Source organism: Pseudomonas sp. FBF18 (genome assembly GCF_024261405.1).
In the GTDB taxonomy this organism is placed as follows: domain Bacteria; phylum Pseudomonadota; class Gammaproteobacteria; order Pseudomonadales; family Pseudomonadaceae; genus Aquipseudomonas; species Aquipseudomonas palmensis.
In genome coordinates, this window is sequence record NZ_QKRS01000001.1 from 238,921 (window position 1) to 254,521 (window position 15,601).

Annotated in this window: 12 protein-coding genes; 8 read left to right on the forward strand and 4 right to left on the reverse strand. The window is 64.6% G+C overall.

The annotated features are described in order from the left end of the window. Nucleotides 1-65: 65 nt before the first annotated feature. The gene (locus tag DN387_RS01200) at nucleotides 66-1,940 is read right to left on the reverse strand and encodes a methyl-accepting chemotaxis protein (RefSeq protein WP_043862131.1); all 1,875 of its coding nucleotides are present in this window, start codon (nucleotides 1,938-1,940) and stop codon (nucleotides 66-68) included. A gap of 169 nt (nucleotides 1,941-2,109) precedes the next feature. Between DN387_RS01200 and DN387_RS01205 the strand changes: the two genes are divergently transcribed. Next, nucleotides 2,110-3,582, forward strand: a complete 1,473-nt coding sequence (locus tag DN387_RS01205; protein ID WP_054914808.1) for a helicase HerA-like domain-containing protein — start codon at nucleotides 2,110-2,112, stop codon at nucleotides 3,580-3,582. On the opposite strand, the gene DN387_RS01210 is transcribed toward DN387_RS01205, so the two are convergent. The 3 genes from DN387_RS01210 to DN387_RS01220 form a co-directional block, all read right to left on the reverse strand. Next, a complete protein-coding gene (locus DN387_RS01210) occupies nucleotides 3,553-4,791 on the reverse strand; it encodes a kelch repeat-containing protein (RefSeq protein WP_082405712.1) in 1,239 nt (412 codons plus the stop codon). The two genes, DN387_RS01205 and DN387_RS01210, sit on opposite strands and share 30 nt — an antisense overlap. Before the next feature lie 94 nt (nucleotides 4,792-4,885). Continuing rightward, nucleotides 4,886-6,358, reverse strand: coding sequence for an inorganic phosphate transporter (locus DN387_RS01215; RefSeq protein ID WP_043862134.1), 1,473 nt, complete (start codon nucleotides 6,356-6,358; stop codon nucleotides 4,886-4,888). A 327-nt stretch (nucleotides 6,359-6,685) separates the two neighbouring features. Continuing rightward, nucleotides 6,686-6,886 (reverse strand): hypothetical protein, encoded by a 201-nt coding sequence (locus DN387_RS01220; protein ID WP_043860747.1) that lies wholly within the window; start codon nucleotides 6,884-6,886, stop codon nucleotides 6,686-6,688. Nucleotides 6,887-7,229: 343 nt separating this feature from the next. On the opposite strand from DN387_RS01220, the gene pcaR reads away from it, so the two are divergent. The 7 genes from pcaR (at nucleotide 7,230) to DN387_RS01255 (ending at nucleotide 15,599) form a co-directional block, all read left to right on the forward strand. Next, complete coding sequence (gene pcaR / locus DN387_RS01225; protein ID WP_173925037.1) at nucleotides 7,230-8,105, forward strand: pca regulon transcriptional regulator PcaR; 876 nt, start codon at nucleotides 7,230-7,232, stop codon at nucleotides 8,103-8,105. 284 nt (nucleotides 8,106-8,389) lie between these two features. Beyond that, nucleotides 8,390-9,736 (forward strand): MFS transporter, encoded by a 1,347-nt coding sequence (locus DN387_RS01230; RefSeq protein ID WP_043860748.1) that lies wholly within the window; start codon nucleotides 8,390-8,392, stop codon nucleotides 9,734-9,736. Nucleotides 9,737-9,974: 238 nt separating this feature from the next. Further along, complete coding sequence (locus DN387_RS01235; protein WP_043860749.1) at nucleotides 9,975-10,835, forward strand: CoA transferase subunit A; 861 nt, start codon at nucleotides 9,975-9,977, stop codon at nucleotides 10,833-10,835. Further along, entirely contained in the window at nucleotides 10,832-11,611 is a 780-nt protein-coding gene (locus DN387_RS01240; protein WP_043860750.1) for a CoA-transferase subunit beta, read from the forward strand. Before DN387_RS01235 ends, DN387_RS01240 begins: the two co-directional genes overlap by 4 nt. Further along, a complete protein-coding gene (gene pcaF / locus DN387_RS01245; RefSeq protein ID WP_173925075.1) occupies nucleotides 11,608-12,813 on the forward strand; it encodes a 3-oxoadipyl-CoA thiolase in 1,206 nt (401 codons plus the stop codon). Before DN387_RS01240 ends, pcaF begins: the two co-directional genes overlap by 4 nt. Before the next feature lie 119 nt (nucleotides 12,814-12,932). After that, nucleotides 12,933-14,222 carry an MFS family transporter gene (locus tag DN387_RS01250; RefSeq protein WP_054914806.1) on the forward strand — a complete coding sequence of 430 codons (1,290 nt, stop codon included), beginning with the start codon at nucleotides 12,933-12,935 and terminating at the stop codon, nucleotides 14,220-14,222. Nucleotides 14,223-14,234: 12 nt separating this feature from the next. Further along, complete coding sequence (locus tag DN387_RS01255; protein WP_043860753.1) at nucleotides 14,235-15,599, forward strand: 3-carboxy-cis,cis-muconate cycloisomerase; 1,365 nt, start codon at nucleotides 14,235-14,237, stop codon at nucleotides 15,597-15,599. The last annotated feature ends 2 nt before the right edge of the window (nucleotides 15,600-15,601 follow it).

Consider the following 15,601-nt stretch of genomic DNA (forward strand, 5'->3'; position numbering starts at 1 on the left):
TCAGTGAAGGATAGTTTGTTCGATCATGTTGCGCGCCCGGCGAGCAAGCCGCCGGGCGCGCGCGGTCAGATGCGGAAGGTACCGACCAGGTGCTTGAGGCGGCCGGCCTGCTGTTCCAGGTCGGAACAGGCACGCAGGGTGGCCTGCAGGTTCTCCACGCCTTCCTGGTTGAGCATGTTGATTTCGTTGATGTCCATGTTGATCGACTCGACCACCGAGGTCTGCTCTTCGGTGGCGGTGGCCACCGACTGGTTCATGCCGTCGATCTCGCCGATACGCAGGGTCACGCTGCCCAGGCGCTCGCCGGCCTGGTTGGCGATCGAGACGCTGTCCTGGCTGTGGCGCTGGCTCTGGCTCATGGTGTCGACCGACTCGCGGGCGCCGACCTGCAGCTCTTCGATCATGCTCTGCACCTGTTGTGCCGACTCCTGGGTACGGTGGGCCAGGTTGCGCACTTCATCGGCCACCACGGCAAACCCGCGCCCGGCTTCACCGGCACGGGCCGCCTCGATGGCCGCGTTGAGGGCCAGCAGGTTGGTCTGTTGCGAGATGCTGGTGATCACTTCGAGGATCTGACCGATGTTCACGGTCTTGCTGTTGAGCGTCTCGATGTGCGAGCTGGAGGTGGAGATAAGGTCCGACAGACGGTTCATCGCCTGGATGCTGCGGTCTACCACCTGCTGGCCCTCTTCGGCCAGGTGGCGTGCAGAGCTGGCCTGCTGCGAGGCTTGCGCGGCGTTATGGGCGATTTCCTGGGCAGCGGCGCCCAGCTCGTTGATCGCGGCGGCCACGCTGTTGGTGCGGTTGGCCTGCTCGTCGGAGTTGACCATCGAGGAGTTGGAGGCGCTGACCACGCGCAGTGCCACTTCGTTGACCTGCTGGGTGGCCGAGGACACTTCGCGGATCGAGCTGTGGATACGCTCGACGAAGTGGTTGAAGGCGCGGCCCAGGGTGCCGAACTCGTCGTTGCTGTGGATGCTCAGCCGCTTGGTCAGGTCGCCTTCGCCCTGGGCGATGTCTTCCATGGCGCGGGTCATGATGTGCAGCGGTTGCAGCAGCACGCGGATGAGCATGCCGAGCAGGGCGATGATGATGGCCACCGCAATCACGGTGACGATCACCGCCGAGGTGCGGAACTTGCTCAGCATCGCGTAGGCTTTTTCTTTATCGATCGAGAGACCGATGTGCCAGTTGGCCGATGGCAGGCCTTTGACCGGTGCGAAACTGAGGATACGGGTCTGGCCGTTGTTCTCGACCTCGGTCAGTTCCTTGGTCAGGCGCGGGGTGTTGTTCGGGTACAGGTCCGACAGCGACTTCATCACCAGGTCCTTGTCCGGGTGCACCAGGATCTTGCCTTGGTCGTTCACCAGGAACGCGTAGCCCATGCCGCCGAAATTCAGGGAGTTGATGATCTTGACCAGGGCGTCCAGCTCCATGTCGCCACCGACCACGCCCAGTTCGCGCGACACTGTGGCGTTCATGCCGATCACCATCTTGCCGGTACTGATGTCCAGGTAGGGTTCGGTCAGGGTCGGGCCGTTGGCCGCCATGCTGTCCTTGTACCAGTCGCGGATGCGCGGATCGTAGCCGTCAGGCATCTGGATCACCGGGCGCACGGTGAAGCCGCCGTCGGTCTTGCCCATGTACACCGTGATGAAGCTCGACGCCAGCACCTTCTGGTCCAGCAGCGAATCGAGGTTGCCGGGAGCTGCCGCGATGTTCTGTGCCAGGTTCTCTACCAGCAGCAGGCGTCCTTCGAAGAGGTTCTTGATGTTGGTCGAGGCGGCATCGCCCATTTCGCCGACATAGTTTTCCAGATCTTCGTGAATCGCATTACGCTGCAGGTAATCGTTGTAGAGAGTAAAGAGGGTGAAGGCCACAAGGACGATCAGGGAAGCAGCCAGCAAGATCTTATGGCTGAAACGGAAGCTTTTATTCATGGCGTATTGGGTCCGCTAAGGTCTTTATATCCGGGTCATTCGCACAAAGGCATCTTGAAAGCAGTGCAGTTCCCATGTCCTTGTCGGGCTTTTCCTGACTTTCTGGGTGAAACATCAACACTTGGTATCGGCCGAGTACTACTAAAGCTTGAACAGAGGGTGAAAAAACATGCCTGACTCTTCGCAGTTCATTCTCGGTGCGGACCTGGCGGGGCAGCCGGTGTGCCAGGCCATGCGTCTGGCCAACCGTCACGGACTGGTTGCCGGGGCCACCGGCACCGGCAAGACCGTGACCTTGCAGCACCTGGCCGAGGCCTTCAGCGATGCCGGCGTGGCGGTGTTCGCTGCCGACGTCAAAGGCGACCTGTGCGGCCTGGGTGCGGTGGGCAACCCGCAGGGCAAGGTGGCCGAGCGGATTGCCGGCATGCCCTGGCTCGAGCATCGGCCGCAGGCGTATCCGGTGACCCTGTGGGATGTGCACGGCAAGTCCGGGCATCCGTTGCGCACGACCTTGAGCGAAATGGGCCCGTTGCTGCTGGGCAACCTGCTCGAACTCAACGACAGCCAGCAGGCGGCGCTGTATGCGGCGTTCAAGGTGGCCGATCGCGAGGGCCTGTTGCTGCTGGACATCAAGGACCTCAAGGCGCTGCTCGGCCACCTCAAGGACAACCCGCAGGTGCTCGGCGAAGACAGTGCGCTGATGACCAGCGGTTCCAGCCAGGCCCTGTTGCGGCGCCTGGCGACCCTGGAGCAGCAAGGGGCCGAGGCTCTGTTCGGTGAGCCGGCGTTGCAGTTGCCAGACCTGCTGCAGCCTGCTGCCGACGGGCGCGGGCGCATCCACCTGCTCGATGCCAGCCGCCTGGTGCACGAGGCGCCGAAGGTGTATGCGACCTTCCTGCTGTGGTTGCTGGCGGAGCTGTTCGAGCAGTTGCCCGAGCGTGGCGATGCGGACAAGCCTCTGCTGGCGCTGTTTTTCGATGAGGCGCACCTGTTGTTCAGCGGCACGCCCAAGGCCTTGCAGGATCGTCTGGAACAGGTGGTGCGGTTGATTCGTTCCAAGGGGGTGGGGGTGTATTTCGTGACTCAGTCGCCGGGCGACCTGCCGGACGATGTGCTCGCCCAGCTCGGCCTGCGTATCCAGCATGGCTTGCGTGCGTTCACGGCCAAGGAGCAGAAGTCGCTGCGGGCGGTGGCCGATGGGTTTCGGCCGAACCCGGCGTTCGACACCCTGGCGGTGCTGACCGAGCTTGGCATTGGCGAGGCGTTGGTGGGCACCCTGCAGGACAAGGGCACGCCGGGCATGGTCGAGCGGGTACTGATCGCGCCGCCGCAATCGCGCATCGGGCCGTTGAGCGAGGCCGAGCGGGCGGCGCTGATTGCGGCGTCGCCGTTGCAGGGGCGCTATGACAAGCCGATCGATCGGGAGTCGGCGTACGAGATATTGATGGAGCGCAAGGGGCAGGTACCATCGGCGCAGCAGGCGCCGGCCGAGGAAAGCCTGGCCGACAAGGCCGGGGAGTTCTTGCAGAGCGCGGCGGGGCAGGCGATCAAGTCGGCGGTGCGCCAGGCGGCCAATCAGTTCGGACGGCAACTGGTGCGGGGCTTGATGGGCTCACTGCTGGGGGGCAGCAAGCGCCGCTGACAAGGCGTCGAGGCACTGAAGTTGCCGGTTCGCCGGCAGGTTCTCAAGCGGGCCCGAAGGCATCGAGCCGGTGCCCTGCGCAGGCTCGGCAGGTTGTGCCAAGGGGCCGCAGCAGTGCTCGCAGCTTCGTGTATAGGCCGTGTCGGGTGTGAGCAGTTGGCCTGCGCACAGCAGCACGCCCTGACCGTCGGGCAGCAACGTGGCGCTGTGGGAAAAACGCGGTTCGTTCAGCTCGCTGCCCAGCACCCATGCATCCTGGCGTGGGTCGTACAGCTCGGTGCTGGGGCGGTAGGGCAGTCTGGTATGGCCGGCCACCAGCAGCCGACCATCGGGCAGCAACGTGGCGGTGTGCCCCTGGTGTCCACGCTGCATGGGCGGGCCACTTCGCCAGGTATTGGTTAGCGGATCGTACAAAAACGATTCCAGTGCACTTTCACCAAACGGCATGCAGGTGCCGCCCGCCACCATCACCTGGCCATTGTTCAGCAGCGTGGCCGTATGCTGCATGCGGGGGGCAGGCAATGGCCTGGTCGGCTCGAACCGCCCGGTCTGCGGGTCGAAGAGTTCACAGTGGGTCAGTGCCTGGTCGGGGGCATAGCCGCCGATAATCAGCACCTTGCCGGAATCGAGCAACGTGGCGCTGTGGGTCATGCGTGCCTGACTGCGCTCACCGAGCTGATGCCACTCGTCGCTGGCGACGTCGTACAGCTCGACGATGTCGAGCACTTTACCGGTATCGCCCTTGAGGTGGTTGCCGCCGATGACAAGCACCTTGTTCGTGCCGCCCCACAATGACGTAGCGGTGTGGCTGAAGCGGGCAACCTGGAGGCTGCGCAGCGTTGTCCAGCATGAGCGGATGGGCTCGAAGCGCTCGACGTGGCCGCTGGCTTCCCCGGTTTGCGAGCCGCCCACCAGCAGAAAGGACCCGTCGTCGAGAATGACCGTGAGTTGCGAGAATGCCGCCTTCTGCTTGGGGGGTTGTTGCTTCCATTCGCGCTGGTCAAAGCTGAAGCGTTCCACGCTGTCGGTGGCAAGCCCGCCATTGGTGATGCCGCCGGCAACCAGCACATCGCCATTGGGCAAACGCATGGCGCTGTGCAGGGCCCGGGCGATGTGCATGGCGCCAGCGCAAGCGTGGATATGGCCGTCCTTCGACATGTGCATTCTCCTTGTCGGCATGAAAAGGAGGGTGCGCTGCAGGTGGCCCATCGTCTACTGACATAAATGACAGTGCGTTTGCGAAGGGCCATGAAAAAAGGGCCAGCCAACTGAATGGCTGACCCTTCTGCGGTACAGCGTTATTTCAACCGATGGCTTTGGACGCCAACCAGAACAACCCCGCCGACAAGGCGATGGTCGCCGGCAGGGTCAGCACCCAGGCCAGCAGAATGGTGCGCACGGTGCCGCCTTGCAGGCCGCTCTTGTTCGCCACCATGGTCCCGGCCACACCCGACGACAGCACGTGGGTGGTCGACACCGGCAGGCTGAAGATGTTGGCCGCGCCAATCGCGCAGGCTGCGGTGATCTGCGCCGACATGCCCTGGGCATAGGTCATGCCCTGCTTGCCGATCTTCTCGCCAATGGTCAGTACCACACGCTTCCAGCCCACCATGGTCCCCAGGCCCAGGGCCAGGGCCACCGCCAGGATCACCCAGAACGGCGCGTACTCGGTGGTCGCGGTCAGGTCACGACGCAGTTTGTCCAGGTCGGCCTTTTCACGTGCTTCCAGGCCTGGCAACTTGCTGACCTTTTTCGCCGTGTCATCCAGGCACAGCAGGTAACGCCGCACTTCCACGCGCTTCTCGGCAGTCAGCGAATGGTAGTCCGCCACGCCGTTGAGCGACTGCTGCAGCGCGGTGATGGTCGGCTCGGTCTGTTGCGGATTGCAGCTGAACTGCTCCGGCAGGTCACCGGCCTTGGCCTTGCCCAGTGCCAGGAATTCGCCCAGGGTTTCGCTGTTGCGCTGGTAGAACTGGCTCAGGTGCAGGGTCGCGTCACGGGTACGCTCGATCTGGTAGGTGGTGCTGTTCAGGTCCAGCACGAACTGCGCCGGCACGATGCCGATCAGCACCAGCATGATCAGGCCGATACCTTTCTGACCATCGTTGGAACCGTGCACGAAGCTGACGGCCATGGCCGAAATGACCAGTACCAGGCGGTTCCAGAACGGCGGGTGCTTCTTGTCGTCGAGCTTGCGGCGCTGTTCAGGCGTCTTGTGCATCTTCGACAGCGGACGCCACCACTTCAGGCCGATCAGCACCAGCGCGGCCACGGCAAAGCCGGCCATGGGCGAGAGCACCAGCGACATGCCGATGTCGATTGCCTTCTGCCAGTTGACCCCGTCACCCAGTGGAATGTCGTTGAGCAGCGCGTTGGCCAGGCCCACGCCCAGGATCGAGCCGATCAGGGTGTGCGAGCTGGACGCCGGGATGCCGAAGTACCAGGTACCCAGGTTCCACGCGATGGCCGCGGCCAGCAGCGAGAAGACCATGGCCAGGCCATGCCCGGTGTTCACATTGATCAGCAGCTCAACCGGCAGCAGGTGCACGATGGCATACGCCACCCCGACTCCGCCCAGCAGGACGCCAAGGAAATTGAACACGCCGGAAAAGAACACGGCCAGGTGCGGCGGCATGGCTTTGGTATAGATGACAGTCGCTACCGCATTGGCGGTGTCATGAAAGCCATTGATGAACTCGAAGGCGAGCACGAAGGTCAAGGCGAGCAACAGGCTCACCAGTACCCAGGCATCAAGTCCGCTGAATAAATCGATCATGAAGGAATTCTGACCCGGTCATAAGGGGGCGCGATTATGCCAGAAATCCTGGGTAATCGATGCACTAGGTGCTGACCGGTCGGGGCGCTTTTGCGGGGGGGCAGGGCACTGCAGGAGGGGAGGGTAATCGAGAAAGATCGGCAAAAATCAGAAAAAATAACGCGAACGGTCAAGAAAAAACCGATGTTTTCCACGGCTGAATAATTCAAACGACCGTATTAAATTTGTGAGATTACGTAACGGTTTCATCTTCGACGCCGCAAGGGTCGCCCAAGGCACCGTCTTCGTGCCGGTGCCGTGCCCAGGGGCGGGCGCTTTGTCCGAGGGTCAGGGCTCCTGTGGGCTGAGCTCCTTTTCGATCTTTTGCAGTTCCACGGCAAATGCCTGGTCCAGCAGGCTGGCACGTTTGCGCCAGGGTTTGCGTTCGGGGTCTGGTTGGGCGGCGTATGTGGTGACTTCTCCGCCATAAACGTCCTTGTAACGTTGTTCCTGGCGCTCGAGTTCAGCGCGCAGTTCATCTTTCGTCACAGTGTTTCCTGAAGTTGGAGTTGATGCCGATTTCAACACAAGCACGTTTAACCCGACGACAGCGGCACAGGCCATTGTGTCGAGCGTCTATATAAGACGAGGGTGATTGCAGTTGAATGGCTGTTTTACACCTTCTGTCGGGGCCTGTCAGCCCGGCAGAAGCAAAAACGGCCTTGCTGGTGGGCAAGGCCGTGCCTGGGACTTCTACGGTGGGTACCTGACCAGTCTCTCCAAGAAGCCACATGTGGCAGGCGAAAGGTATAAGCAATTGTAGGCATCGGTCAATTGCGATTATCGGCCGATGGTTCGATAATCGCCCAAGTGAAGTTTGCCGAGGTGAGTCATGAGTGAAGAAACAGGGGGCAAGGGCCCAGGCCTGAACGACAACGTGCGCAGCTCTTTCGCTTCGTTGGCGCCGCCCATCGTGGCCTCGCCGGCCAAGCGCATCCAGGCGTTCACCGGCGACCCGGATTTCATGACGTCGCTGGCGCGGGGCCTGGCGGTGGTGCAGGCGTTCCAGGAGCGCAAGCGGCACCTGACCATCGCCCAGATCAGCCACCGCACCGAGATCCCGCGCGCGGCGGTTCGCCGTTGCCTGCACACGCTGATCAAGCTCGGCTATGCCACCACCGACGGGCGCACCTATTCATTGCTGCCCAAGGTGCTGACCCTGGGTCATGCCTACCTGTCCTCGACGCCATTGGCGGTATCGGCGCAGCCGTACCTGGACCGCATGAGCGACCAGTTGCACGAGGCCTGCAACATGGCCACCCTCGAAGGTGACGACATTCTCTACATCGCCCGCTCGGCGACGGTGCAGCGCCTTATTTCGGTGGACCTGTCGGTGGGCGGGCGCCTGCCGGCCTACTGCACCTCGATGGGGCGCATCCTGCTGGCGGCGCTGGACGACGCCACCCTGCACGAATACCTGGAGCACGCCGACCTGCAGGCCAAGACCAGCCGTACCGTGCACGACCCGGCAGCCTTGCTGGAAATCCTCCAGCAGGTGCGCGAGCAGGGCTGGTGCGTGGTCGACCAGGAGCTGGAGCAGGGCCTGCGTTCGATCGCGGTGCCGGTGTACGACGCCTCCGGCCAGGTACTGGCGGCGCTGAACATCAGTACCCACGCCGGGCGGGTGAGTCGCAGCGAGCTGGAACAGAAGTTCCTGCCGATCATGGTGGCGGCCAGCCGCGACCTGAGTACCCAGCTGTTCAGTTGAATGCGTCGAGCGGTTCCTGTTCGATAAACGCACAGTCTTGCGTTTATCGAATTGCGCCGCGTCGCGCGCCTTATTAATGTCCCTCGCATCAAGTGGCCCCTGACGGCCTCCAATAATAATGAGCGAGAGAACACCCCATGACCTGCACCCTGTCCTGCTTCAGCCTGTACCTGCCCGCCTGCCGGCTGCACGGTAGCTGACCCTTTCCAAAAGACCCGTACACGACCGTCTGTGCCGTTCACGCGCGCACCCGCACACTCGCGCGCATCTTCTGGATAAAAACAATGAATAGTCCCCAAGCTGCTGTTGGAAACTGCCTGGATGTGCAGTCGTTCATCAATGCCCAGCCGTTGTCGCGTTACCAATGGCGGGTGGTCATCCTGTGCTTTCTGATCGTGTTCCTCGACGGCCTGGACACCGCCGCGATGGGCTTCATTGCCCCGGCACTGTCCCAGGACTGGGGCATCGACCGCGCCAGCCTGGGCCCGGTGATGAGCGCTGCGCTGATCGGCATGGTGTTCGGTGCGCTGGGCTCGGGGCCGCTGGCCGACCGTTTCGGGCGCAAGGTGGTGCTGGTGGGCGCGGTGTTGCTGTTCGGCGCGTTCAGCCTGGCCTCGGCCTATGCCACCAACGTCGACCAGTTGCTGGTGCTGCGCTTTCTGACCGGCCTGGGCCTGGGCGCCGGCATGCCGAACGCCACCACGCTGCTGTCCGAATACACCCCCGAGCGGCACAAGTCGTTGCTGGTCACCAGCATGTTCTGCGGCTTCAACCTGGGCATGGCCGGTGGCGGGTTCATTTCCGCCAAGCTGATCCCGATGTTCGGCTGGCATAGCCTGCTGCTGATCGGCGGCATCCTGCCGCTGCTGTTGGTGGTGGTGCTGATGGTGTGGTTGCCGGAGTCGGCGCGTTACCTGGTGGTGCGCAACAAGGGCACCGACCGGGTACGCCGCACATTGGCGCCGATCGAGCCGGGCATCGTCAACCAGGCTGCCAGCTTCAGCGTGCCGGAACAGAAGACGGTCAAGGCGCGCAACGTGTTCGCGGTGATCTTCTCGGGCACCTACAGCGTCGGCACGCTGCTGTTGTGGCTGACCTATTTCATGGGCCTGGTGATCGTCTACCTGCTGACCAGCTGGCTGCCCACGCTGATGCGTGACAGCGGCGCGAGCATGGAGCAGGCGGCGTTCATCGGTGCGCTGTTCCAGTTCGGCGGCGTGCTCAGCGCGGTGGCGGTAGGCTGGGCGATGGACCGCTACAACCCGCACAAGGTGATCGGCACCTTCTACCTGCTGGCCGGGGTGTTCGCCTACGCGGTGGGCCAGAGCCTGGGCAACATCACGCTGCTGGCGACCCTGGTGCTGATTGCCGGCATGTGCGTGAACGGGGCGCAGTCGGCGATGCCGTCGCTGGCGGCGCGCTTCTACCCCACCCAGGGCCGTGCCACCGGCGTGTCGTGGATGCTGGGCATCGGCCGGTTTGGCGCGATTCTCGGGGCCTGGATGGGCGCCACGTTGCTGGGCCTGGGCTGGAACTTCGAACAGGTGCTGACGGCCCTGGTGATCCCGGCCGCGATCGCGACGGTGGCGGTGGTGATCAAGGGTGTGGTGAGCCACGCTGACGCGACCTGACCGGCTGGCAGTAGCGCCCCTATCGCGGGTCAAGCCCGCTCCCACATGGATCTCCACCGTACCTGTGGGAGCGGGCTTGACCCGCGATGGTTTGTGGATCCTTAGCACAACAACAATACGTTCGATAATCGAACGCTATGGCGATTATCGGATTGTACGGCCCAATGCGCCGCCTTAATCTGAGCTCATGCCGGTGCCGCCCAGAGGCACCTCTGAAACCGCTCTCCAGGAGTCTGCAATGGCTGAAATCCTCTCGCTCCACGACGCCGTGAAGCAGTTCGTCAACGACGGCGACAGCGTCGCCCTTGAAGGCTTCACGCATTTGATCCCGACCGCCGCCGGGCACGAAATCATTCGTCAGGGCAAGAAGGATCTGACCCTGGTGCGCATGACCCCCGACCTGATCTACGACCAGCTGATCGGCGCCGGCTGCGCCCGCAAGCTGATCTTCTCGTGGGGCGGCAACCCGGGTGTCGGGTCGCTGCACCGCCTGCGTGACGCGGTCGAGAAGCAGTGGCCGCACGCCATGGAAATCGAAGAACACAGCCACGCCGACCTCGCCAACGCCTACGTTGCCGGTGCCTCGGGCCTGCCGTTCGCGGTGCTGCGCGCCTACGCCGGCTCCGACCTGCCCAAGGTCAACCCGCTGATCAAGAGCGTGACCTGCCCGTTCACCGGTGAGGTGCTGGCCGCCGTGCCGTCGGTTCGCCCGGACGTCACCGTGATCCACGCGCAGAAGGCCGACCGCAAGGGCAACGTGCTGCTGTGGGGCATCCTGGGTGTGCAGAAGGAGGCCGCCCTGGCCGCCAAGCGCTGCATCGTCACCGTGGAAGAGATCGTCGACGACCTCAACGCGCCAATGAATGCCTGCGTGCTGCCCACCTGGGCACTGTCGGCCGTGTGCCTGGTACCGGGCGGGGCGCACCCGTCCTACGCGCACGGCTACTCCGAGCGTGACAACCGCTTCTACCAGGCCTGGGACCCGATTGCCCGCAGCCGTGAGACCTTCACCGCCTGGATCGACGAATACATTCGCGGCACCGCCGACTTCCCTGCCTTCAAGGCAAAACTGGCCAGCGCTTCGGAGGCTGCACAATGAGCTACTCCACCAATGAAATGATGACCGTTGCCGCTGCCCGCCGCCTGCGCAACGGCGCCGTGTGCTTCGTCGGCATCGGCCTGCCGTCCAAGGCCGCCAACCTGGCACGCCTGACCTCTTCGCCCGACGTGGTGCTGATCTACGAATCGGGCCCTATCGGCGCCAAGCCGACGGTACTGCCGCTGTCCATCGGTGACGGCGAGCTGGCCGAAACCGCCGATACCGTGGTGCCCACCGGCGAGATCTTCCGCTACTGGCTGCAGGGCGGGCGCATCGATGTGGGCTTTCTGGGCGCCGCCCAGGTCGACCGTTTCGGCAACATCAACACCACCGTGGTCGGCGACTACCACCAGCCCAAGGTACGCCTGCCGGGTGCCGGTGGCGCACCGGAAATCGCCGGCTCCGCCAAGACCGTGCTGATCATCCTCAAGCAGTCCTCGCGCGCCTTCGTCGACAAGCTCGACTTCATCACCTCGGTCGGCCACGGCGAAGGCGGCGACTCGCGCAAACGCCTGGGCCTGCCCGGTGCCGGCCCGGTGGGCATCATCACCGACCTGTGCATCATGGAACCTGAAGCCGGCAGCAACGAATTCGTGGTCACCTCGATTCACCCGGGTGTGACCCGCGAGCAGATCGTCGCCGCCACCGGCTGGGCGATCCGCTTTGCCGACAGCGTCGAAACCACCGTGGCGCCGAGCGAAGTCGAGCTGACTGCGCTGCGCGACCTCGAAGCGCGCACCGCGGCCGCCCACGGCCAAGCGCCGGGAGAAGCCTGATGCGTGACGTATTCATCTGCGACGCGATTCGCACCCCCATCGGCCGCTTCGGCGGCGCCCTGGCCGGCGTGCGCGCCGATGACCTGGCGGCGGTGCCGCTCAAGGCGCTGATCGAGCGCAACCCCACGGTGCAATGGGACCAGCTCGACGAAGTGTTCTTCGGCTGCGCCAACCAGGCCGGTGAAGACAACCGCAACGTGGCGCGCATGGCCCTGCTGCTGGCCGGGCTGCCCGACAGCGTGCCGGGTGTGACCCTCAACCGCCTGTGTGCCTCGGGCATGGACGCCATCGGCACGGCGTTTCGCGCCATTGCCAGCGGCGAGATGGAGCTGGCGATTGCCGGCGGCGTCGAGTCGATGTCCCGTGCACCGTTCGTGATGGGCAAGGCCGAAAGCGCCTACTCGCGCAACATGAAGCTGGAAGACACCACCATCGGCTGGCGCTTCATCAACCCGCTGATGAAGGCCCAGTACGGCGTGGACGCGATGCCGCAGACCGCCGACAACGTGGCCGACGACTATCAGGTATCGCGCGCCGACCAGGATGCCTTCGCCCTGCGCAGCCAGCAGCGCACCGCCAAGGCCCAGGCCGCCGGCTACTTCGCCGAAGAGATCGTGCCGGTGCGCATCGCGCACAAGAAGGGCGAGACCGTGGTCGAGCACGACGAACACCCGCGCGCCGACACCACCCTCGAAGCCCTGGCCAGGCTCAAGCCGGTCAACGGCGCGGACAAGACGGTCACCGCCGGCAACGCCTCGGGCGTCAACGACGGCGCCGCGGCGCTGATACTGGCGTCGGCCGAGGCGGTGCAAAAGCATGGCCTGACCCCGCGCGCGCGCGTGCTCGGCATGGCCAGTGCCGGCGTTGCCCCCCGGGTAATGGGCATCGGCCCGGTGCCGGCGGTGCGCAAGCTGATCGAGCGCCTGGGCGTGGCGGTCACCGATTTCGACGTGATCGAGCTCAACGAAGCCTTCGCCAGCCAAGGCCTGGCCGTGCTGCGCGAACTCGGCATTGCCGACGACGCGCCGCAGGTCAACCCCAACGGCGGCGCCATTGCCCTGGGTCACCCGTTGGGCATGAGCGGCGCACGCCTGGTGCTGACAGCGCTGCACCAGCTGGAGAAATCCGGCGGGCGCAAAGGCCTGGCGACCATGTGCGTGGGTGTCGGGCAGGGCCTGGCCCTGGCCATCGAGCGCGTGTAATCAATGACCCCGCTGCTGCGACCTCCACGCAAGGTCGGGGCAGCGGGGTGATTGTTCTGTGGAACGTGAGTGTTACCGAGTGTGTCTAGACTTCAGACATCCTCCCAGAGTGAATTGCCATGACTTCAATCCATTACACCGGCGAAGAACGCAGCAAACGCATTTTCGCCATCGTCGGTGCCTCCTCGGGCAACCTCGTGGAATGGTTCGACTTCTACGTCTATGCCTTCTGCGCGATCTACTTTGCCCCGGCTTTCTTCCCCTCCGACGACCCGACGGTGCAGCTGCTCAACACCGCTGGCGTGTTCGCCGCCGGGTTCCTGATGCGGCCCATCGGCGGCTGGCTGTTCGGCCGTGTGGCCGATCGCCACGGGCGCAAGAATTCGATGATGATCTCGGTGCTGATGATGTGCGCCGGCTCGCTGGTGATCGCCTGCCTGCCGACCTACGCCAGCATCGGTGCCTGGGCACCGGCGCTGCTGTTGCTGGCGCGGCTGTTCCAGGGCCTGTCGGTGGGCGGCGAATACGGCACCACCGCCACCTACATGAGCGAGGTGGCCCTGCGCGGCCAGCGCGGTTTCTTTGCTTCGTTCCAGTACGTGACCCTGATCGGCGGGCAACTGCTGGCGGTGCTGGTGGTGGTGATCCTGCAGCAACTGCTCACCGAAGATGAGCTGCGCGCCTGGGGCTGGCGCATCCCGTTCGTGGTGGGTGCCATCGCGGCGGTGATCTCGCTGTTCCTGCGTCGCTCGTTGGAAGAGACCAGCAGCGCCGAAACCCGCAACGACAAGGATGCCGGCAGCCTAGGCGGCCTGTTCCGCAACCACAAGGCGGCGTTCATCACCGTGCTTGGCTACACCGCCGGCGGCTCGCTGATCTTCTACACCTTCACCACCTACATGCAGAAGTACCTGGTGAACACTGCGGGCATGAGCGCCAAGACCGCCAGCTTCATCATGACCGGTGCACTGTTCCTGTACATGTGCATGCAGCCGCTGTTCGGCATGCTCTCGGACCGCATCGGCCGGCGCACCTCGATGCTCTGGTTCGGCGCCCTGGGCACCCTGTGCACGGTACCGATCCTGCTTACCCTGAAAACCGTCACCAGCCCGTTCCTGGCCTTTGTGCTGATCACCCTGGCGCTGGCCATCGTGAGCTTCTACACCTCGATCAGCGGGCTGGTCAAAGCCGAGATGTTCCCGCCGCAGGTACGTGCGCTGGGCGTGGGCCTGGCCTACGCGGTGGCCAACGCGATCTTCGGCGGCTCGGCCGAATATGTGGCACTGGGGCTCAAGTCGCTGAACATGGAAAACGCCTTTTACTGGTACGTTACGGTGATGATGGCGATTGCCTTCCTGTTCAGCCTGCGCCTGCCCAAGCAGGCGGCGTACCTGCACCACGATCATTGAGAAGGGCCACCGATGAACCAACGTCCGGGCAATCAGCTGTTCGATGCCTACTTCACCGCGCCGGCCATGCGCGCCGTGTTTTCCGACCGTGGCCGAGTGCAGGGCATGCTCGATTTCGAAGCCGCGCTGGCCCGCGCCGAGGCGGCGGTGGGGCTGATCCCGCAGGTGGCGGTGGCACCGATCGAAGCGGCCTGCCAGGCCGAGCGCTATGACTTCGCGGCCCTGGCCGAGGCCATCGCGGTGGCCGGCAACTCGGCCATCCCGCTGGTCAAGGCGCTGGGCAAGGTGATTGCCAGCGGCGTGCCCGAAGCCGAGCGCTTCGTGCACCTGGGCGCTACCAGCCAGGATGCGATGGACACCGGGCTGGTGCTGCAATTGCGCGATGCCCTGGGCCTGATCGAAGCCGACCTGGCGCGCCTGGCCGACAGCCTGGCGCACCAGGCGCTGCAGCATGCCGACACGCCGCTGGCCGGGCGCACCTGGCTGCAACATGCAACGCCCGTGACCCTGGGCATGAAGATCGCCGGCTGGCTCGGTGCACTCACCCGTCACCGTCAGCGCCTGCAGGAGCTCAAGCCGCGCCTGCTGAGCCTGCAGTTCGGCGGCGCCTCCGGCACCCTGGCGGCGCTGGGCAACAAGGCATTGCCGGTGGCCGAGGCGCTGGCCGGGCAGCTCAGGCTGAGCCTGCCCGAGCAGCCCTGGCATACCCAGCGTGACCGCCTGGTGGAGTTCGCCTCGGTGCTGGGCATGATCGCCGGCAGCCTGGGCAAGCTGGGACGCGATGTGAGCCTGCTGATGCAGACCGAGGCGGCGGAGGTGTTCGAGCCTGCTGCGCCGGGCAAGGGCGGCTCGTCGACCATGCCGCACAAGCGCAACCCGGTGGGCGCGGCGGTGCTGATCGGCGCCGCTACCCGTGTACCGGGGCTGGTGTCCACGCTGTTCGCGGCCATGCCCCAGGAGCACGAGCGCAGCCTGGGCCTGTGGCATGCCGAATGGGAAACCCTGCCCGAGATCTGCTGCCTGGTGTCCGGCGCCCTGCGCCAGGCCCAGGTGATTGCCGAGGGCCTGGAGGTGGATGCTGCGCGCATGCGCCGCAACCTCGACCTGACCCAGGGCCTGGTGCTGGCCGAGGCGGTCAGCATCGTGCTGGCCCAGCGACTGGGCCGGGACACCGCACACCACCTGCTGGAAACCTGCTGCAAGCGTGCGGTGGCCGAACAGCGTCAGCTGCGCGACGTGCTGGGCGACGATCCGCAGGTGACTGCCGAGCTGTCGGCGGACGAACTCGACCGCCTGCTCGACCCTGCTCATTACCTGGGCCAGGCCCGCGTGTGGGTGGCGCGGGCGGTGGCTGAACACCAACAATTCAAGCGTTGAAG